17 protein-coding genes are annotated in these 19,572 nt (G+C 73.8%); 7 read left to right on the forward strand and 10 right to left on the reverse strand.

Features of this window, described 5'->3' with window-relative positions; translation table 11 throughout:
• Positions 1–69 precede the first annotated feature (69 nt).
• Positions 70–1,260 (reverse strand): MFS transporter, encoded by a 1,191-nt coding sequence (locus tag O7622_RS06275; RefSeq protein ID WP_282312305.1) that lies wholly within the window; start codon positions 1,258–1,260, stop codon positions 70–72.
• A 153-nt stretch (positions 1,261–1,413) separates the two neighbouring features.
• Here O7622_RS06275 and O7622_RS06280 point away from each other — a divergent pair, with 153 nt between their 5' ends.
• Positions 1,414–2,196, forward strand: a complete 783-nt coding sequence (locus tag O7622_RS06280) for a helix-turn-helix domain-containing protein (protein ID WP_282312306.1) — start codon at positions 1,414–1,416, stop codon at positions 2,194–2,196.
• Between the two features lie 118 nt (positions 2,197–2,314).
• Here O7622_RS06280 and O7622_RS06285 read toward each other — a convergent pair whose 3' ends face one another.
• Positions 2,315–4,441, reverse strand: coding sequence for a PhoX family phosphatase (locus O7622_RS06285; protein ID WP_282312307.1), 2,127 nt, complete (start codon positions 4,439–4,441; stop codon positions 2,315–2,317).
• A 170-nt stretch (positions 4,442–4,611) separates the two neighbouring features.
• On the opposite strand from O7622_RS06285, the gene O7622_RS06290 reads away from it, so the two are divergent.
• Positions 4,612–5,181: a sigma-70 family RNA polymerase sigma factor gene (locus O7622_RS06290; protein WP_282312308.1), complete on the forward strand. Its 570-nt coding sequence runs from the start codon at positions 4,612–4,614 to the stop codon at positions 5,179–5,181.
• Positions 5,178–5,867 carry a zf-HC2 domain-containing protein gene (locus O7622_RS06295; RefSeq protein WP_282312309.1) on the forward strand — a complete coding sequence of 230 codons (690 nt, stop codon included), beginning with the start codon at positions 5,178–5,180 and terminating at the stop codon, positions 5,865–5,867. The genes O7622_RS06290 and O7622_RS06295 overlap by 4 nt, the downstream gene beginning before the upstream one ends.
• A 26-nt stretch (positions 5,868–5,893) precedes the next feature.
• Here the strand turns inward: O7622_RS06295 and rarD are convergent, their stop codons facing one another.
• The 4 genes from rarD to eccE form a co-directional block, all read right to left on the reverse strand.
• On the reverse strand, positions 5,894–6,832 hold the full coding sequence (rarD, locus tag O7622_RS06300) for an EamA family transporter RarD (protein ID WP_282312311.1): 939 nt from the start codon (positions 6,830–6,832) through the stop codon (positions 5,894–5,896).
• Positions 6,829–7,317 (reverse strand): GNAT family N-acetyltransferase, encoded by a 489-nt coding sequence (locus O7622_RS06305; protein WP_282312313.1) that lies wholly within the window; start codon positions 7,315–7,317, stop codon positions 6,829–6,831. The genes rarD and O7622_RS06305 overlap by 4 nt, the downstream gene beginning before the upstream one ends.
• 56 nt (positions 7,318–7,373) lie before the next feature.
• A complete protein-coding gene (locus tag O7622_RS06310; protein ID WP_282312314.1) occupies positions 7,374–7,760 on the reverse strand; it encodes a phage holin family protein in 387 nt (128 codons plus the stop codon).
• 67 nt (positions 7,761–7,827) lie between these two features.
• Entirely contained in the window at positions 7,828–9,630 is a 1,803-nt protein-coding gene (gene eccE, locus O7622_RS06315) for a type VII secretion protein EccE (protein ID WP_282312315.1), read from the reverse strand.
• 245 nt (positions 9,631–9,875) lie between these two features.
• On the opposite strand from eccE, the gene O7622_RS06320 reads away from it, so the two are divergent.
• Positions 9,876–10,193 carry a WXG100 family type VII secretion target gene (locus tag O7622_RS06320; RefSeq protein WP_018787788.1) on the forward strand — a complete coding sequence of 106 codons (318 nt, stop codon included), beginning with the start codon at positions 9,876–9,878 and terminating at the stop codon, positions 10,191–10,193.
• A gap of 20 nt (positions 10,194–10,213) precedes the next feature.
• On the forward strand, positions 10,214–10,507 hold the full coding sequence (locus O7622_RS06325) for a WXG100 family type VII secretion target (protein ID WP_013473567.1): 294 nt from the start codon (positions 10,214–10,216) through the stop codon (positions 10,505–10,507).
• A gap of 61 nt (positions 10,508–10,568) precedes the next feature.
• Here the strand turns inward: O7622_RS06325 and mycP are convergent, their stop codons facing one another.
• Positions 10,569–11,783 (reverse strand): type VII secretion-associated serine protease mycosin, encoded by a 1,215-nt coding sequence (mycP, locus tag O7622_RS06330; protein WP_282312316.1) that lies wholly within the window; start codon positions 11,781–11,783, stop codon positions 10,569–10,571.
• Between the two features lie 152 nt (positions 11,784–11,935).
• On the opposite strand from mycP, the gene O7622_RS06335 reads away from it, so the two are divergent.
• Both O7622_RS06335 and O7622_RS06340 read left to right on the forward strand, forming a co-directional pair.
• Positions 11,936–15,058 carry an SseB family protein gene (locus tag O7622_RS06335; protein ID WP_282312317.1) on the forward strand — a complete coding sequence of 1,041 codons (3,123 nt, stop codon included), beginning with the start codon at positions 11,936–11,938 and terminating at the stop codon, positions 15,056–15,058.
• Entirely contained in the window at positions 15,055–15,420 is a 366-nt protein-coding gene (locus O7622_RS06340; protein ID WP_282312318.1) for a hypothetical protein, read from the forward strand. The genes O7622_RS06335 and O7622_RS06340 overlap by 4 nt, the downstream gene beginning before the upstream one ends.
• Before the next feature lies 1 nt (position 15,421).
• Here O7622_RS06340 and O7622_RS06345 read toward each other — a convergent pair whose 3' ends face one another.
• The 3 genes from O7622_RS06345 to O7622_RS06355 all read right to left on the reverse strand — a co-directional run bounded on the left by O7622_RS06345 (position 15,422) and on the right by O7622_RS06355 (position 19,455).
• On the reverse strand, positions 15,422–16,354 hold the full coding sequence (locus O7622_RS06345) for an alpha/beta hydrolase (protein ID WP_282312319.1): 933 nt from the start codon (positions 16,352–16,354) through the stop codon (positions 15,422–15,424).
• 120 nt (positions 16,355–16,474) lie between these two features.
• Entirely contained in the window at positions 16,475–16,873 is a 399-nt protein-coding gene (locus O7622_RS06350) for a hypothetical protein (protein WP_282312320.1), read from the reverse strand.
• Between the two features lie 179 nt (positions 16,874–17,052).
• The gene (locus tag O7622_RS06355) at positions 17,053–19,455 is read right to left on the reverse strand and encodes an immune inhibitor A domain-containing protein (RefSeq protein ID WP_282314056.1); all 2,403 of its coding nucleotides are present in this window, start codon (positions 19,453–19,455) and stop codon (positions 17,053–17,055) included.
• Positions 19,456–19,572: the final 117 nt, after the last annotated feature.

The following is a 19,572-nucleotide window of genomic DNA, read 5'->3' on the forward strand; positions in this document are numbered from 1 at the left end:
CGGCTACCCACCCGGCGTGCCGCGCCGCCAACTTCATGATCGACGCGATGGGGCGGGGGCGGGGGACGGTCAGGGGAGAGCTGGGGTGGGGGTTACGAGGCGGGCGCCCAGCAGCATCAGGAGGGCGGCCAGGAGCATCGCTGCGGCGGCAGTCAGCCACATCGCCGGGTAGCCTGCCGCTCCGGCGAGCGCGCCCAGGCCGAGCGGCCCCAGGCAGCCGCCCGCGTACACGCCGGTCTGGGTGATCGAGGTGGCGGCGGCCGGGGCCTGCGGGTGGAGCCGGACCACGGCGAAGTTCATCAGCCCCGGCCAGGCCCAGCCGAGACCGAAGCCGAGCACCACGCCCGCGACCAGCGGCGCCGATCCGGCCACCGCGAGCAGGATGAGGCCGACCGAGCCGGTCAGCAGCATCCCGGCGATCAGCCCGACGTGCCCGCTGGTGCGCCGGTCGGCCAGCCAGCCGACGCCCACCCGGGCGAGCACGCACCCCACGCTGCCCAGGGTCAGCGTCAGGCCGGCCAGGCCGGGGGAGAGGCCCCGCGCCGCAGCCGAGTCGACCAGGAACGTGCCGAGGGCGTTCGCCGCGGCGGCCGCCAGCGTCGCGGCCAGCCCGATCACCACGAGCGGGCCGGTGCCGCCGGGACGGCGACCGGAGGCGGTGCGGGCCCGCCGGCCCCGTCCGGCCCGGGGTACGGCCGGCAGCACGGCGAGCGCGGCCACCGCGGCCGCCACGAAGGCCCAGCGCCAGCCGGCGGTGAGCGCGACAGTGGGTACCGACAGACCGGCCAGCAGCGTGGCGGCCGGTACGGCGGCCTGCTTCACGCCGAACGAGAGGCCCTGCCGGTGGGCGGGGACGTGCTCGGCCAGCGCGGCGTTGCTGGCGAGCTGCCCGAGGGCGTTGGCGGCGGCGCTGAGGGCCAGCAGTGCCACCAGGATCGGGTACGAGCGGGCCAGCCCCGCCACCGCCAGCAGCGAGGCGGCGGAGAGCAGGATGGCGGCCCGGGCGACCGGGGCCGAGCCGAAGCGCTCGACCAGGGTGCCGGAGGGCACCGAGGCGAGCGCGCTCACGCCGAAGTAGATCGAGACGGCCAGGCCCAGCCCGGCCGGGCTGAAGCGGAGTTCGTCAGCGAGTTGGACGGCGAGCCCACCGACCAGGAAGACGGGCAGGACGCACACGATCGTGGTGAGGGTGGCGCCCGCGCCGACCGTGACGGCGTGCCGGGACGCCGGAGGAGTGACTCGCGAAACTGTTTCAGTCATCGCGAGCACACCTTACGCCGGGACGTTTTGGCTGCTCATCGTGTCCGTCGACACACTGTCTGTGTCCGGTCTTCCGGCATCCTCCATCCGAACAGGCATTTCGCACTCGGCCGGTTTTTCATATGGTGTAAGTCCCCGGCGGCGGAGGTGGTTGTGCGCGACCCCTTGGCGGAACCTTCGGACCTGATCCGCAGCGTGTCCCGCGCGCTTCGAGTGCTCGAGTCGGTCGGCCGTGCGCCGAGAGGGCTCACCGTGAAGCAGATCGCCCGGCGCTGCGAGCTGACCGTCGCCACCACCTACCACCTGGTGCGCACGCTCGCGTACGAGGGCTACGTGATCCGGCGCGAGGACGGGACGTACATCGTGGGGTTGGAGGTGGCCGACCGCTACCGCGAGCTGGTCACCGCGTTCCGGGGGCCGCCGGCGGTGGGCGAGGCGCTGCGCCGCGCGGCGTCGGACACCGGCTGGAGCCACTACCTCGGCCGTTTCGTCGGCGGGCAGGTGGCGGTGACCGCGTCCGCCGAGGGGCCGCGCTCGCCCTACATGGAAGACCTGGTGCCGGGCTTCGACGAGGGCGCACACGCCACCGCGCTCGGCAAGAGCCTGCTCGCCACGCTCACCACCGAACAGCGCTTCCGCTACCTGCGCGAGTACGGCATGCGCCCGTTCACCACAGCCACCCTCACCACAGTCGAGGCGTTCGAGGCGGACCTGGCCGCCGGTGACCGGCGCGGCATGCAGCTGGAGCTGGGGCAGTTCCGGCAGGGCGTGGCGTGTGCCGCGGTGCTGGTCACCCCGGACAAGGACATCGAGCGCCGGGTGGTGCTGGCGTGCGCGCTGCCGGCCGGCGAGATGATGACCTCGGCCCGGGTGGTCCGCGCCAAGCTGCTCACCGCCGCGCGCGCCATCGCCGACGGGATCGCCTCCGAGAACTGACGAGCCGTGCTCGCCGTCGCCGGCGGGATCGCCTCGGAGAACCGACGAGGGGCCGCCGACCTGGTGGGTCGGCGGCCCCTCGCGGGGCGGTCCAGCGCCGGACCGCCCCCGGGGTGGGTCAGCTACCGACCGGGCCGCCGTCGAGGCGCCAGGTGACCACCACACCGGGCTTGGCGAAGTCGCCGTCCGGCCAGGTGGAGGCGGGGTTCTCCACCGACGCGCCGGTGACCTCGCCCGGGTGCTGCACGGCCACGAAGACCGAGCGGTTGTCGCCGGTGATGAACGGGCCGCAGGTCTCCGCGCCGAGCGGCACGGTGAGGAACTGCTTCAGGTGGCCCCGCTCCGGACCCTCCACGGCCGTGGCGAACAGGCCGTCGTTGCTGCCCAGCGCGTTACCGTCGGTCGAGATCCACAGGTTGCCGGTGGCGTCGAAGGCGACGTTGTCCGGGCAGGAGATCGGGGAGACCTTCGTCTTGTCGTACCCGGCGAAGTAGGTCGAGGCGTCGGCCGGGTCGCCGCAGACGATCGGCAGCGACCAGGCGAAGGTCTCGGCGGTGTTGTCGCCGCGGTCCTCGACCAGCTCCAGGATCTGCCCGTGCTTGTTGCTGTCGCGCGGGTTCGCCTCGTCGGCGGGCGCCTTCCCGGCCTTGCCGCGGTCGCTGTTGTTGGTCAGCGCCACATAGACCTTGCCGGTGAGCAGGCTCGGCTCGACGTCCTCGGGCCGGTCCATCTTGGTGGCGCCGACCTTGTCCCCGGCCAGCCGCGTGAAGGTGAGCACGTCCGCGGCGGTCATGCCGTCGACGTACGAGCGGTTGCCGCTGACCAGCTTGATCCAGCGGCCCCGGCCGCCGAACCCGCCGTCGGCCGGGAGCTTGCCGGAACCGTCGATCTCGGCGGCCGGGCTGTCGCCCTCGATCTTCGCGACGTAGAGCGTGCCCGACTCCAGCAGCGTCAGGTTGTGCCGCCGCGCCACCGAGGACTTCCCCGGCATGAACTTCTTGTCCGAGACGAACTTGTAGAGGTAGTCGAAGCGCTCGTCGTCGCCCATGTACGCGACCACCCGCCCGTTGCGCGCCACGATGACGTTCGCGCCCTCGTGCTTGAACCGGCCCAGCGCGGTGTGCTTGCGCGGCTTGGCCTGCGGGTCGAACGGGTCGATCTCGACGATCCAGCCGAACCGGTTCGCCTCGTTGGGGTGCTTGGCCAGGTCGAACCGCTCGTCCGCCCGCTCCCACTTGCGGCTGCCGCTCGGGTGGCGCACGTCGGTCGGGATGCCGTAGCGGGCCAGCTTCGGCTTCTGCTCCTCCGGCGCGCCGTCGCCGCCGACGAAGTACTGGTTGAAGTTCTCCTCGCCGGAGAGCACTGTGCCCCACGGGGTGACGCCACCGGCGCAGTTGTTGAGCGTGCCGATCACCGTCCGGCCCTTCGGGTCGGCGGCGGTACGCAGCCACGCCGAGCCGGCGGCCGGGCCGGTCAGCTCGAACCTCGTCGCCAGCGCCGTGACCCGGCGGTTGTACTCGCGCCGGCCACGCCGTACCGGTCGCCACTGCCCGGTGTTCTCCACCCGCTCCAGCTCGACCACGGACATGCCGTGCGCGGCCATCGCCACCCGTACCTGCTCCACGGTCAGCGCGTCCTGGCCGGTGAAGCCGGGGAACATCAGGTCCTCGTTGGTGTACTCGTGGTTGACCACGAGCAGCGCGCGCCGACGGTCGATCGGGAGCACGCCGACGAAGTCGTTGTTGTAGCCGAACTGCTTGGACTGGGCGGCGGCGGTCTGCCGGCCCGGGCTGAACGCGGGAGCGCCGGGCACGACCTCGTCGCCCCAGCGGATCACCACGGAGTGGTCGTACCCGTTCGGGACCACGAGGGTGTCGAGCTTGTTCGGCGGGATCGGCTTGAACGTCAACGCGCCGCTACCAGGGCGGCCCGCCCCGGCGGGCGAGACCTCGCCGCCGCCGGGCACGGGCGGGGCGGCGGGTGCGGCGGCGGCCGGCGCGGCGCCGGCGAGCGCGCCCGCGGCGGCACCGCCGAAGCCGAGCACCAGCGCACCGACCGCGCCGGCCCGGACCACACCGCGCCGGGACATCTCGGTGTCGACCACGTCGCCGAAGTACGGGTTGCCGGTCGGGTTCGGCACCGGGTGGTCACACGCGTTGCCGCACCGGTACAGGCAGGTCATCGCGTCGCGGCTGCCGTGGCGGGTGCCACCCAGCAGCGGAAGCAGGCGAGGCCGGTCGCTCATGAGGTGGAGCCTCCTGATCTCAACGTCGGAAGGCGCGCGGGCGAGCCGGCCCGGGCGCTCACCCGCCGGACGCTGCCAGGGCACGGTGAGCGGGGATCGGCCCCGATCTGAACCGGACGTGAACAGCTCCGCGCTGACCTGCGGATGAACCGTTCGGCGTCACGGCACGTATGGAAGGGCGAACGCATCGCCGGTCTCCCCGCCGCCGGAAGCGAGGTACCGCCATCAGCGACCACGACGCCCAACTGCTGCGCGCGCTGCACGACGAGCATGCCGACGCGTTGTACGCGCACGCCCTGCGGCTGGTCAACGGCGATCGGCCCCGGGCCGAGGACCTGGTGCAGGAGACGCTCCTGCGCGCCTGGCGGCACCCCGAGTCGCTGGACCCGCGACGCGGCTCGGTACGCGCCTGGCTGTTCACCACCGCGCGGAACCTGGCGATCGACGCCTGGCGGCGGCGCTCGGCCCGGGTCGGCGAGGTCTACACCGACGAACTGCCCGAGACCGCCGAGTCGGTCGACGAGACGGAGCGCGCGGTGGAGGCGTGGACGGTGGCCGAGGCGCTCAACCGGCTCAGCCCGACCCACCGGGAGGTGCTCGTCGAGTGCTTCTACCAGGGACGTTCGGTCGCGGAGGCGGCGGCACGGCTGGGCGTACCGCCGGGGACTGTGAAGTCGCGTACCCACTACGCGCTGCGCTCACTACGGTTGGCGCTGGCCGAGATGGGGGTGACCGGATGACACGCTGCGAGTTCGCGCACGACGACGGGGCGTACGTGCTCGGCGCCCTCGCCCCGGCGGACCGGGTCGCCTACGAGCGGCACCTGGCCGGGTGCGCGCAGTGCCGGGAGGCGGTGGCCGAGATCGCCGTGCTGCCCGGCCTGCTGGGGCGGCTCGACCCGGCCGGGCTGGAACAGTTCCTGGAGGTCGGGCCGGAGACGTCGCGGGTGCCCGCGCTGCTCGACGCCGCGCGCGAGCGCAAGCGCCGCGAGCGGTCCCGCTCCCGCCGACGGTACGCGCTGACAGCGCTCGCCGCCGCCGCGCTCGCCGTGCTGGCGGGTGTCGGGGTGGGGCTCGTGCAGTCGCCCGCCGAGCCGTCGAAGCCGCCGGTGGCGCTGGCCTCGATGCGGCCGGTGGCCGGGACGGTGCCGGTGCACGCCGAGGTGGGGCTGACCGAGACGCCGTGGGGCACCGAGGTCACCATGCACTGCGGGTACGACAGGCGGGCCGGGCACCGGGAGGCGTACACGTTCCGGCTGGTGGCGCACGGCCCGGACGGCGCGACGGAGCAGGTCGGCTCCTGGCTCGCCGCTCCCGGTGACGACCTGCGCTTCTCCGGTGTCACCCGCTTCACCAAGGGCGAGCTGGTCCGCCTGGAGCTGCTCCGAGGAACAAACGCCCCCGTCCTGGCCTACGACCTGCGCTGACTGCCCTGCCCGCCCCCACTCACAGATCAGCGAGACGGGGTGGGGGTGGGGGCCGGGGTGGGGGTGGCCGGGGTGCGGGCGGCCTGGCGGGTGCGGTGGGAGTGACGTAGGGCGTCGGCGGTGAAGACCACCAGGGCGAGCCAGACCAGGGCGAAGCCGGCCAGCCGGGCCGGCGGCATCGGCTCGTGGAAGATCAGCACGCCGCAGCCGAGCTGGAGGATCGGCGCGAGGTACTGCAGCATGCCGACGGTGGACAGCGGCAGCCGGTTCGCCGCTCCGGCGAACAGCAGCAGCGGGATCGCGGTGGCGGCCCCGGCGAGCACCAGCAGCGCGGTGTGCCCGGCCGAGACGTGCCCGAACGTCGAGTCGCCGCGCGCCGACAGCCATCCCAGGTACGCCAGTGCGGGCAGCGCCAGCACCGCCGACTCGACGAACAGCCCCTCCGTGGCGGGCAGCGCGAGCTGCTTCTTGACCAGGCCGTACCCGGCGAAGCTGAACGCCAGGGTGAGCGCCAGCCAGGGCAGGCGGCCGTAGTCGACGGTGAGCACCGCGACCGCGAGCGCGCCGACGCCGAGCGCCGCCCACTGTGCCCGGCGCAGCCGTTCCCGCAGCACCAGCACGCCGAACAGCACCGACACCAGCGGGTTGATGAAGTAGCCGAGCGCCGTCTCCACCACCCGGCCGGAGTTGACGCCGTAGATGTACGTACCCCAGTTGACGGCGATCAGCGCGGCGGCGAGGCCGATGCCGGCGAGCGCCCGGGGCCGCCCGGCCAGCTTGCGCAGGAAGCCGGCGTGCCGCGTGGCGGCCAGCAGCAACGCCACGAACGCCACCGACCAGAGGATCCGGTGCGCGAGGATCTCCACCGGCCCGGCCGGGCGCAGCAGCTTGAGGTAGATCGGGAAGAAACCCCAGATCAGGTACGCGCCGATGCCGTACAGGTAGCCGAGCCGGAGCTGGTTCACCGCTCCACCGTAAGTGGTGGATCGCTCTCCTGGTCCTTATCGGTGACCGGCGTCACCCGCTGATCCAGCTCCATCCACCGATCCGCCGCGACCGGCCGGAAGCCGATCTTCGCGTAGACCCCGTGCGCGTCGAGCGTGGCCAGCAGGATCCGGCGTACGCCCAGCTCGCCCAGGTGGTCGCGGACCGCGCCGGCCAGCCAGGTGCCCAGCCCGCAACCCCGCGCGGTCGGGTCCACGTACACGTCGCACAGCCAGGCGAACGTGGCCCCGTCGGTGACCACCCGGGCGACAGCGACCTGCCGGCCGTCACCCGGCCGGTAGACGCCGAAGCCGATCGAGCCGGCGAACGCGCGCGCGACCGTCTCCCGAGCCCGCCCCAGCGCCCAGTACGCGTCCGTGGAGAGCCAGGCGTGCACCCGGTCCAGGTCGATCCGGTCCGGGTCGGTGCTGATCTCGTAGCCGTCCGCGCGGGTCAGGGTGAACACCCGGTCGAGGCTAGTACCCCCGGCCGGTCGCGACGGCGGCCGGCCGGGGTCCGGTGTCAGTCGCGGTCGAGGACGGCGCCGAGGATCCAGGTGACGATGCCGACGAACAGCGCGCCCAGCACCGCCGCCGGCCAGAACCCGTCCACGTGGAACGGCAGCCCGGCCTCACCGGCGATCCAGCTGGTGAGCAGGAAGAGCAGGCCGTTCACCACGAGTGCGATCAGGCCGAGGGTCAGCAGGTAGAAGCCGCACCCCACGGTCTTGATGATCGGCTGGAGCACCGCGTTCACCACACCGAAGATGACCGCGACGAGCACCAGCGTGATCACCGTCTCGGTGGCCGAGTCGGAGTCGAGCGAGATGCCCGGGATGAGCAGGGTGGCGAGCCAGAACGCCACCGCGGTCGAACCCACGCGAATCAGAAGACCCTTCAGGAAATCCATGGCCGGGATCGTGCCACGGCCGTACCACCAGCGGAAGGCTCGACCTGGTACGCGGCGGTGCGGCTCGTCAGTGCCGGGCCGGACGACCGACCAGTTGCGACTCGACAGGTGTGGGCGAGAGCAGCGCCCAGCGCAGGGCCCGCCGGTTGACCACAGCCACCATGTCGTCGCGGATCCGGGTGAGCCACTCCGCGGAACCGCCCAGGCCCAGCGCGGCGCCCGCCAGCGCGGCCTCGTCCGGGTCGAGCGGCTGGAGGATCGCCAGGTCGGCCCGGGCCAGCGCGGGCGTGTCGGCCGGGGTCAGCTCGTCGCGGACCACCAGCACCGACTGCCAGGCGGCCGCCGGTCCGGCCTCCGGCGGCACCGGGCCGGCGTCCACCACCACCAACAGCGGGTGCAGCGGCGAGCCGGGCGCGCCACCGGTCGGACGGCCCGGCGGGAGCAGCGGTACGCCGCCGCCGACCGTCCCGACACCCCGCACGAACGGTTCCCAGAAGCGGGGGCGGCCGGTCTGCACCACCACGCGCGCGCCGAGCGCCAGCGCCCGCAGCACGAGCAGTTGCGCCGTGGGCACGCCGCCGACGAGCAGCACCCGGGTCGCGGCCGGGCGGAACAGGCGGACGGTGAGTGCGGCGCCGTGCCGGTTCGCGCCCACCATCAGGCCGGCGGTGGCCGAGGGCAGGTCCAGCGCGGGCGGAGGCGACCCGGCCGGGGACGCGGCCCCACCGGTCACCGCCAACGGCAGCGTGGCGGCCAGCCCGGCGAGGTGCTCACCGTCGAGCCGGCGCAGCTCCGCTGCGACGTCACCGGCCACTCTGCGCAGCGTGCGTTCCGCCGTCGACAGCTCGGCCGCGCTCCCGGCCGCCACCCGTACCGCCAGCTCGGCCGGGGTCGGCGCGACGCCGGTGCGCGGACCGGCTGTGAGCGCGACCGTGGTGGCGGTCGCGGGCAGCGCGAGCAGGCGGCCCACCAGCCCCCGGGCCGCCTCGCCACGCGGATCCGGCCACCGGCGCAGTCGCCAGGTGGCCTGCGCCAAGCCACCGACAGTGAGCAGCGGCCAGGTCTCCCGTACCGGGGCACCGGGCTCGTGGTGGGCCAGTTCGGCGATCACCCGCAGCGCCGCGTCGCCGCCCAGCGGCCGGGCGGTGAGCGGGCCGAGCCGGCGGACCAGTCGCCGCAGGGTGCCGGACAGCGCCCGCAACAGGTCCTCGTCCGGCCAGCCGTCGGCGCGCAGCACCTGGACGGCCAGCACCACCCGGGCCCGCCCGGCCACCCGCCCGTCGGTGAGCCGGCGGTACGACGTCCCGGCCGGACCGCCGGCAACCGCGGGCGCCGGTGCGGGCGACGACGAGAACACCAGTTGCAGCCGGATCGCGGGGGCGTCCGGACCCGCCGGGGGAAGCAGGTCGAACGGCGTGGGCAGCTCGTGCGAGTGGTCGCCGAGCAGGTCGTCCGGGTCGCCCAGCTCCAGCAGCGCGGTCAGCCCGGCGGCGTCGTGCAGCACGGCCGCCCCGCCGGACGCCTCAGTCGCGCCGACCACCGAGCCCGGCCGGAGCAGCCCCAGCAGCGCCGCCGGGTCGGCCGCCGGTGGCAGGGCGCGCCGCCGCGTCACGTACGCGGCGGCGGTGGCGAGCCACTCGTGCAGCCAGCGGCCGCGCACCCGGACCCACGCGGCCGGCAGCAGCAGGGCCGCCGACAGCAGCGCGACGGCCGTCGGCACGACACCCCGCCCGGCAGCCGCGATCAGCACTGCCGCCGCGACCTGAGTGGCCACGATCTGACCGGCGCGCAGCCGTGCGGTCGGACGGTTCGTCCACTGTGGCGTGCGGACCGGGACGGACGCGGGCCGCTCGGACGTGCTCGCGGTCACCGCACCTCCTCGCCGGGCCTCCGCGTGACGCTTGCGTGGCTCATCGTAGTGGGCGGGTTGTCCACAGGGGAGCCCGAAGGGGTAGCAGAACCGGAGTCGGACGGCTACCGTCAGCGACGAAATCGTCGAGTTGCGTGTCCGCCGCCGCCGGGCTTCCCCCTCCACCGGCCCCGGACTCCCGCCGACGAGTCCACGGTGGTCACACGGTGGCCAGCCACGACCGAGGAGACGAGGTGACGTCCGGGATGTCCCAGACCCAGGCAGAAGCCGCGGTGATGCAGCAGACCGCCGCGAAGTTCGAGCAGGTCGACCAGTCGCTCCAGACCATGCTCAGCGGCCTGATGGCCGAGCTGGAGGTGTTGCAGCAGGCCTGGCGGGGCGCCGGTGGGCGCTCGTTCGCGCAGGTCAAGCAGCAGTGGGCGCAGGACCAGGCCGCCCTCCAGCGGGCGCTGCGCGAGACCGCGACCGCGATCCGCAGCGCCGGCCGCCACTACGACGTCTCCGACACCGAGGCCGCCGGCCGGGTGGCGGGCACCAACCGCGGCATCCAGCTGCCGCTCTGACAACCGGAGGGATCGAATCCATGGAGCACGGTGTGCTGGTCGTCAACTTCGCCGCCCTGCAACAGGCGGGCGCCGACATCCAACGGGCGCTGTCCACGCTGGAGAGTCAGCTCGGTCAGCTCGAACGCGACGCCGCCCCGCTGGTGGCGAGCTGGAACGGCGAGGCCCGCGAGGCGTACGAGGTGCGGCAGTCCCGGTGGCGGGCCGCCTCGCAGGACCTCCAGGCGATGCTGCGTGACATCAAGCTCGCCGTCGAGGACTCCGCGACCGACTACCTCGACACCGAGAAGCGCAACGCCAACCTGTTCCAGTGAACCGACGCCGCGCGGCCCGGGCAGGTGAACCGGGTCGCGCGGCGTCGCGCGTGGCCGGCGATCAGCTCGGAGCTGCCGGGTCCGCCGCCCGCCACCGCCTGCGTGCGCCGCGCGGCAGCACCAGGGCGAGCGCCGCCACCAGTGCCACCGCCCCGCCCGCGACGGCGGCGGCCAGCAGCGCCCGGTCCCGGGCGGTGTCCCGGCGGGACTGGCGGGCGAGCGCGGCCGGATCGGGCCGCTCGGCGGGCAGCGCCGCCCCGGGCCGGGTACGGGAATCGGTCGCGCCGGCCGACTCGGTCACCGCCCGGTACGGGTTGAGCACCCCCGCGCCGTAGCCCGCGTCCCGCCCGGGCGCCGGGTCGGCGGCGGCCACGATCCGGCCGGCCACCTCGTCCGCGCTCAGCCGGGGCCGGTACTGGCGCAGCAACGCGGCAGTGCCCGCCACGAACGGGGTGGCGTAGCTGGTCCCCTCCGCCCGCTGGTGACCCGACCGGGGCGCCGCCATCAGCACCTCGCTGCCCGGGGCGACCACGTCCACGTACGAGCCGGTCTGGGAGAACACCGAGCGTGTCCCGTCCGGCCCGATCGCGCCGACGCCGAGCACCCCGTCGTACGCGGCCGGGTAGGGCCGGGGATCCCCGTTGTCGTGCAGGTTCCCGGCGGCGGCCACCACGACCACGTCCCGCCGCACCGCGTAGGCGACGGCGGCGCGTACGGCCGGGTCGTCCGCGTACAGCACGACCGAGAGGTTGAGTACGTCGGCGTCGTGGTCCACGGCCCAGCGGACGGCCCGGGCGAACCCGGCCGCGTCGACGGTACGCCCCGACTCCCGCCCATCGACCACCTGCTGTTCGCTCACCCGTACCGGCAGGATGCGCGCGTCCGGCGCGAGGCCGCGGAACGCGACGCCGGGCTGCGGCGCGGCGGCGATGATGCTCGCCACCCCGGTGCCGTGCCCGGCGCAGTCCCGGGTGCCGTCCCCGCCCCGGTCGAGGAAGTCGGCGCCGTCGAGGACGCGACCGGCGAGCTGCGGGTGGGACCGGTCCACTCCCGAGTCGACAACAGCGACCACGACTCCGGCCCCCGTTGCGAGGGGGGTGAGCCGGTCCGGGGCGTACCGTTGCTGCGGCCACGGCTGCTCCGCCACCGGCCGGGCCGGCGCGGGCGGCGAGGCGCAGCCGGCGGGCGCGCGGGCCGCCGCCGGGGCGACCGGACACGCGATGACGAGGAGCGTCGCCAGGGCGGCCACGACGGGGTACGCGACAGGCCGAGACATCGACGACCTCCGTAACGTGTCGGCTCCGGAACGGGATGTTAGCGCCTCGCCGACCTCAGGGCCGACCGTCGATGGCCAGAAGTCCTGATCTTGTTGCCACCTTGTAGGTTGTAGGCGATGCCTGTGGCCTGTTCGCGGAAGGAGAGGTGGCCGTGACCGGATGGGAGCCGGCCACCGAGGCCGAGGTGGCGATGCGGGACGCGCTGCGCGCGCAGGACCAGCAGCGTTACTTCCGTGCGCTGACCCGCGTCGATCTCCTGCTTCCGGTCGCGAACGGACCGACCGCCGGGTGGGGCACCTGGACCTCCGGGGGTCGCACCCACGTGCTGGCCTTCACCTCCGTCGCCGCGCTGCGCGCGAGCCTGGGGGAGAACGCCGGCCCCACCCGCCGCGTCCCCTACCCGGACCTGGCGGCCGGCTGGCCGAACCCCGAGTGGTGGCTGGCGGTCGATCCCGGGCTGCCGATCGAGGGCTACCTGCCCGCCTGGTACGTGGCTCAGCTCTCCCGGGGCGACGTCCGGCTGCCCGGCCGCACGATGGGCGCCCGGGCCCGGCTGGAACGGGTGGAGAACGCAACCCGGGGAGCCCGGGACACGGTGCCCGAGGCCGCGCCCCGCCCGCCCGCCGTTCCCGTCCCGCCGTCGGCCGTCACCCCTGCTCGGGTGCCCCCTGCCGTCGTCCCGCCGGCCGCTGCTCCGCCTCCGGTCGTGCCGCCACCCGCGGTGCCGCCTCCGGCCGTGCCGCCGGTCGCCGGGCCGCCGGGCCGGGACGAGCGGCTGATGGAGACCGACGAGCCGGCCACTGTGCCGATGCGGGCCGCCTCGGTCCTGGGACGGCGACTGCCCACCGTGCCGCCGCGCCGCCGAGCGGCGGACAGCGACGTCCCGAGCCGGACCGCTTCCGGCGCCGAGGCGGATACGGACGCTCTCGACGGCTGGCTCACCGACCTGCGCCGTCGCCCGGACGAGCCGGACCCCTTCGCCGCCGCACCGGCTGCACCCGCCGACGAGCCGCCGGTGGGCTCCGCTCCGCCGCCGTCGCGTTCCTTCTTCGAACCCTCGTCCGGTGGCCGCTCGGCCCGGCGCCCGTCGCCGCTGGACCCGTCGCGCCGGGCCGGCGACCGGGCCACCCCACCGACCCGGTTCGCCGGCGGGCAGCCGTTCCCGCGCCGACGGCCGGTGAACGAGCCGGTCCGCGAGGGTCCGACCCACGCGTTCGCGGCCCAGCCGGACGAGCCGTCACTGCCCCGGCCGGACGAGGCGACCCAGGCGTTCCGGCCGACCCGCCCGCCCGGGGACACCACCGAGGCGCTGCCCCGCCGTCACGCCGGACCGGCCGACGCGGGCCCGGCTGCGGCGACGCACGCCGGACCGGCCACTGCTGACGGATGGGGGGCCGCGCCGGGCGGCACCGAGGACGAGACCACGCGGTGGGAGACGATCGACGAGCCGGCGGAGGGACTGCCTCCGTCGATCGCCGAACCGGTCTCCGCGCCGTCCGCGCCACGCCGCGACTTCACACCCATCGTGATCGAGGGCACCGTCATCGAGGCCCGCGACCTGACCGAGCCCGCGCCGCTCTGGTCCGCGCAGCCGGCCGGTCCGGTGCGCTCGGAACCGGCCGAGGGCGCGGCCACGCCGTGGGCCGGAACCACCGACCCGACGATGCCGCTCTCCGTGGACCCGCAGGTCGCCGACGACACGGTGAACCTCACCGAGCCGACGCCGACCCGTACCGGGGCCACCGCCGCGACGGACCGGAGTACGTCCTCCGACGAGCCGACGGTGTCGCTCGCGTCGGAGTCCGAGCCCACGACGTCGCTGTTCGAGCCGCCACCACCGGCAGGCGAGGCCACCGTGCCGCTGTTCGCGTCGGCGGCGGCGGTGTCGTCGGCCGAGCCGACGGTCTCGCTGTTCGATCCGATCCCGACCGAGCAGACCGCTCCGCTGTTCGACCGGCCACCGGCGGAGCCGACCGTGTCGTTGTTCGACCGGGCACCGGCGGAGCCGACCGTGTCGTTGTTCGATCCGGCGCCGTCCGAGTCGACGATGTCGCTGTCGGACTCCGCGCCGGACGACCCCACCGCGCCATTGACCAGCCCGCCGGCCGAGCCGGCCGCGTCGCTGTCCGAACCCGTGCCGGCGGAACAGCCGACCGTGTCCCTCGTCGAGCCGGCGACCGGCGACGAACCGGTCACCACGTCGCTGTTCGCGCCCGGTGAGCCGACCGTGGCGCTGTCCACGCGGACGCCGGACACGGCGGGGCCCGCGGCCCCCGAAACGACAGAGGATCCGCCGTCAGGCGACGGATCGGCCGCCGAATTCGTACCGGCGAACGACGTCGAGGAGGATCTACTGGCCGCCGCGGGCAGTGGCAGCACCGACGGCTTCCTCACCACCCTGCTGCTGGCCCGGGTGCTGCTGCCGGTCGCGCCCGACTCGGCCGCCGGCAGCCGGCCGGGTGATCCCGGCTTCGTCTGGCACGCCGACGAGGTCGAGGGCGGGCGGTGCGTCTCGGTCTACACCTCGCCGGAACGCCTGGCCGACCACGCCGAGGGCCGGGTCGAGACGGTACGGGTCAAATTCGTCCAGCTCATCCGCAGGTGGCCGGACGTGGCGTGGTCGTTCCGGGTCAACCCGGGCAGCCCGGTCGGCGCGGCGTACCCGGGGGAGCAGGTCCTCGCGCTCGCCAACTGGGCGGCCGAGGTGGGCCTCGGCGACGACCCGGAGCCGGCCGCCCCGCCGCAGCCGGCGGAGCGACAGCGCCCGGAGGCGCCGACGATCGCCGCGAACCGGCCGGTGACCATGCAGAAGGCGATAGCGGCGAGCCAGCTCGCGTACTACCTGGAGCGTGGCTACGACCGGGTCTCCGGATTCGTGCACCGGGCCGGGGAACTGGCACACCTGCGTACCCCGGCGGAGCTGTACCGCGCGCTCGGCCTCGGCCACCCGGGCTCGCCTTTCTCCCCTGACGACGACGAGGTCTACCTACTGCGCTGGCCCGCCTACCGGCCGAGTCTCTACCGGATCCCGTACGGCGGCCCGAACGAGGCGGCGATGCGGGCGATGGAGGGCTGGGTGATCGAGCGGCCCCCGTTCCGCGGCAACGGCTTCGCGCCGGGGGAGAGCAGCGACGTGATCGCCGAGTTCAAGGTGGACAGCGCCCGGCTCCCGCACGGCGCCGAGCTGTGGCGGGTCGGCGCGGACGGTGACAGCAGGCTGGTCGCGGTCCTGGACACCGACGAGCTGCTGTGGCGGAAGGCGGGCGAGGCGTGACCCGCGACGGCTACGTGGCCCGCTGGCGGGGGCGGGAGTACCAGGCCAGCCCCGACGGCGACGACATCCGCCTGTACCAGCCCGGCCCGGACGAGGGATTCACCGAGGTACGCCCCGGCCGGTACGTCCGGGTGGTGCCGGCCGCCGAGGTCGACGATCTGGCGTACGTGCGGACCACCTGCACCTGGCAGGGACAGCCGTTCATCGTGCTGGCCGAGCACGAGGGCTGGCTGCGGCTGGAGTACACCGGCGGGCGCTGGCCGGTGGCCGAGGCGATGGGGCTGGAGGCGTTCGACTTCGGCGTCTACCAGGGCTGGGCGCCGTCGGCCGAGGTGGCCGACCTCGGTGAGCAGCGGGTCTGAGTCAGGACTTCGCCCAGCGCAGGATCTCGCCGAGCACCACGTCCCGGGCCTCCACGTGCGGGAAGTGGCCCACGTCGTCGAGCAGCCGCCATTCGTACGGGGCGGTGACGTAGCGGCCGGAGCCCTGGGCGGTACGGGGGAGCGAGGCCCGGTCGAGCGCGCCGTGCAGTTGCAGGGTCGGCGTGACCAGCGGCTTCTGCATCAGCTTCACGAAGCGGTAGCCGTGCAGCCGCAGCACCGAGCGGAACGCCCAGCGGTAGCCCTCCATCGCGCAGAACGCGGCCTGCGGGATCTGCATCGCCACCCGGCAGCAGTGGGCGTAGTCGGCGAAGTCCGGGCCGGACACCCAGCGCGGGCCACCCCACCGGCGCAGGATCTCCTCCACCTCGGTGGCGCCGTCCCGGGTCAGTACGTGCTCGTAGCGGGGGAGCTGGAACTTCAGCGTCGCGGTGGCCGAGGTGAACTGGCCGCGCGGATCGGCGAAGATGGCCGCCCGCAGCCGCAGCGGATGCGGCGCACCGAGCACCACGAGCCGCCGGACGAGGGTCGGGTGGAAGGAGGCGGCGGTCCAGCCGATGAGCCCGCCCGCGCCGGTGCCGACCACGGTGGCCGACCGCTCACCGAGTGCCCGGATCAGGCCGGCGACGTCGGCGGCGAGCGTGTAGCCGTCGTACCCCCGGGGTGGCTTGTCGCTCGCGCCGTAACCGCGCAGGTCGACAGCGACCGCGCGGAAGCCCGCGTCGGCGACCGCCGGCAGCATCTCGCGCCAGGCGTACCAGTATTCGGGGAAGCCGTGCAGGAAGAGCACCATCGGGCCGGTGCCCGCCTCGACGACGTGGAACCGGCTGCCGTTGGCGCCGACGAACCGGTGCGTCCACGGCCCTTCGGGCAGGACGCAGGACTCGTCGACGGGTCCGCCGCGCTGGTCGGTCATGGGGCACAGCCTAGGGCCGCAGGTCACCCACCGGCCCCGCAGGTGACGAGGATCAGGGATTTCTCCGGGCGGTCACCCGAAACCGCATACCCGGCCGCGTGAGGGCGCGGATACCGCCTGTCACTCCTCGATGATCCGCATCGGGATGCCGGGTCCGCAGTCGACGGAGCGGTCCCGCGCGGTGAGCCGCAGCGTGACCAGGTCGCCCTTGCGCAGCTCGCCGGCGTTCGGGCCGTACACCGCGTACTCCGTGCCGTTCTCGTCCATCAGCCCGTAGCACGGCCCGGAACCGCCCCGGGTGATCCAGCCGGCGACGACGCCCGTGGGCCGGTTGTCAGTCGGTCTCTTCGGCGGGCCGGCGGGCCGGCGCAGCGTCGGCAGGTCGGTGGCGGACAGCGGCGTGGGGCGGTCGGCGGGCGAGGCCGCGCCGCTCGCTGCGGGCGCGTCCGCGCCCGGTCCGCGCGGGGAGGCGGGCGCGGCGGAGACCGGCGGTGTGGGCGGCTGGCGGTCGTCGGGCACTGGTCCTCCGTCTCGGCCGCAGCCCGCGCCGGCGAGCAGCGCCATCGCGAGGGCGGCCGGCAGCGTGGTGCGGGGTGTCACCCGGATGGGACGCGGGTGGGGTACGCCGGGTTCCCCGGAAAGGGCGATGCCCGGGCGGGTGAACCGCCCGGGCATCGCGTGGTGCGTCGATCAGTGGATCAGGAGAAGCGGACCTTCAGCGAGGTGCCGTTCTGCTCCAGAACCTTGATCTTGGTGCCGGTGGCCGGGAGCTTGACGCCGTGGTTCGGCAGCTCCGGGTACCAGTACTGCTTGGTGTCGTCGAACAGCGGCTGCGCCGCCTGGCCGCGGATGTACTGCGGCTGGCTGTTGAGGTGCAGCGTGAACGAGTCGGCCTTCTTCAGGCTGAACGGCGCGTCGTAGACCTGGACGCGGGCCCGCCAGGGCTGCCCGGTCAGGTTGTAGATCGGCCGCGGGTGCGCGTCGATGATCATGTTCCGACCCTCACCCGGGTGCGCGAACGTGTCGTTGTCCGCGAACCGGAGGTTCCAGTAGGAGATCAGCAGACCCTCCTGGTACGCGTAGTGGTCCACGTAGTCCGGGCGGGTGTTCGCGTAGCCGAAGAAGTACGGGCCGGTCTTGAGGTACTTGTCGTACGAGACGTACGACCGGTTGCCGGCGATGTAGTAGTTGTCGAACTTACGGGTGTAGGTCTCCTCGACGATGCTGAAGCCGCTGAGGGTCCAGCCGTTCGCGCCGGCCTCGGCGCCGTCGGTGAGCACCGTCTGGCCGTCGGCGGTCACGGTGATCGCGTCACCGTAGAAGCCGCCCTCGGAGACACCGCCGTCCGTCTGGTAGCGGAGCCGGAACTGCGCGACCTTGCCGGCGACCGCGTCCATCGGGATGTTGACGTCGACCCACTGGCCGTCGCTGGAGCCGTCCAGGGCGTAGCGCCCGGGGGAGATCTCCTTCAGCGGGGTGCCGTTGGCCGTACCGGGCAGCGAGGCCCAGGTCTGGCCGCCGTCGGTGGACGCCTCGAAGAACAGGTAGTCGTAGTCCGCCTCGATGCTGTAGCGACCCTTCATCGACAGCGCGGCGTTGGTCTTCCCGGTGAGGTCGACAGTGCGCGTCATCGTGTTGTTCAGGTCGTCGTCGTTGCCCGAGAAGAACTGCTTCGTACCCTCGAACGGCTTGCCGTTCTGGAACGTGTACTCCCGCTGCGGCAGCACCACCACGGCGGCCTGGGCCTTGTCGGAGTTGTACTCCTGCGGGCCCAGCTCCAGGGTGCGCTTCTGGCCGGCCACGACGACCTCGTAGTCGAGCCAGCCGAGCTGGAGCTTGTTCCAGGCGCCGAGGTCGCCACCGCGCTCGCCGATGCCGCCGTCGTTCTTGGCGCCGAGCCGGCTCTGGGCCATCAGGGTCCAGTGCTCGTTGTTGTTGTCCCCACCGCTGACCACGTTGTAGTCGTCCGGCAGACCGAGGTCGTGGCCGTACTCGTGGTAGAAGACGCTCCGGCCACCGTTCTCCGGCTGGATCGTGTAGTCACCGATCCAGACGCCGGTGTTGCCGATCTGGGTGCCGCCGGCCGGGAAGTTCTCCGGTCCGGTGTTGCCCTGGTCGCTGGCGAAGGCGTACCACCGGTGGCTCCAGATGGCGTCCTCACCCTGGTACGGGTCACCGTCGGCCTGGTCGCCGCCGGCGTGGACGATCTGGAAGTGGTCGATGTAGCCGTCCGGCTCGTTGAAGTCGCCGTCGCCGTCGAAGTCGTACCGGTCCCACTCGTCCATCGCCTTGACGTCCGCGGCGATCTCCGCGTCGGAGCGGCCCTGCGCCTTCTGGTCGGCGACCCACTTGTTGGCGGCGTCGCGGACCAGCGCCCAGGTGTTGGTGCAGACGTTCGAGGCGCACGGGTAGCCGTCGGAGCGGCCGTAGCGGGCCTCGTTGTACTGCACCTTCACCCAGTTGGTGACCTCGCCGTCGACGCTGTACCGACCCGAGGACTGGGCCTCGTAGTACTGCTTCAGCGACTCGTCACCGGGGGCGGTGCCGAAGTACAGCTTCCGGAAGTGGTCGGCGCTGTAGTCCGCCTGCCACACGGTGGAGTTGTCCACCGCCCGGTTGGGCTGGGGGATCTGGTTGCGGAGCGGACCGTCGAACCGGGTCGGGCCCGGGGTGTCCGGGTCGGTGTCCTGGTCCGGGTAGTTCGGGTGCCGCTCGTCGCCGAACTCCGCGAGGATGACGAAGATCTTGTCAGTCCGCTCGCGGGAGAGTTCGACGTACTGGTCCTTGGTCGGACCCTTGCCGGCCTTGGTGCTCTTGGCGGACCTGCCCGCCGCGGCACCTGCGACAGCCTGCTCGCCGACCTTGACGACAGTGCTGCCGTTGATCTTCTGGGCCTTCGCCCTGCCGGACAGGACCTCGCTGAGGCCCTCCTGGCGCAGCGCGCGCCGCTTCTCCTCGAGCGGGTTGGGCAGGTCGTGCTCAGCCTGCGCAGGCTCGGCCACCGACGGGGCGGCGGCCGGCAACTTCGGCGTCGGCGCGGCGCTGGCGGACGTGCCTGCCACCAGTCCCGTCGCGGTCAGCGAAAGCCCGAGCAGACCCACTGCGACTTTGCGCACGTGGTACCTCCGGTGTGAGGGAACCGGCCCAACTGGGGGTACGGGCCGGTGGAACGTCCCACTAGTGGGACCAAGGGTGAACATAGACACTGCTGCGACTGG

It is taken from the genome of Micromonospora sp. WMMD1076 (assembly GCF_029581475.1).
Classification (GTDB): domain Bacteria; phylum Actinomycetota; class Actinomycetes; order Mycobacteriales; family Micromonosporaceae; genus Micromonospora; species Micromonospora aurantiaca.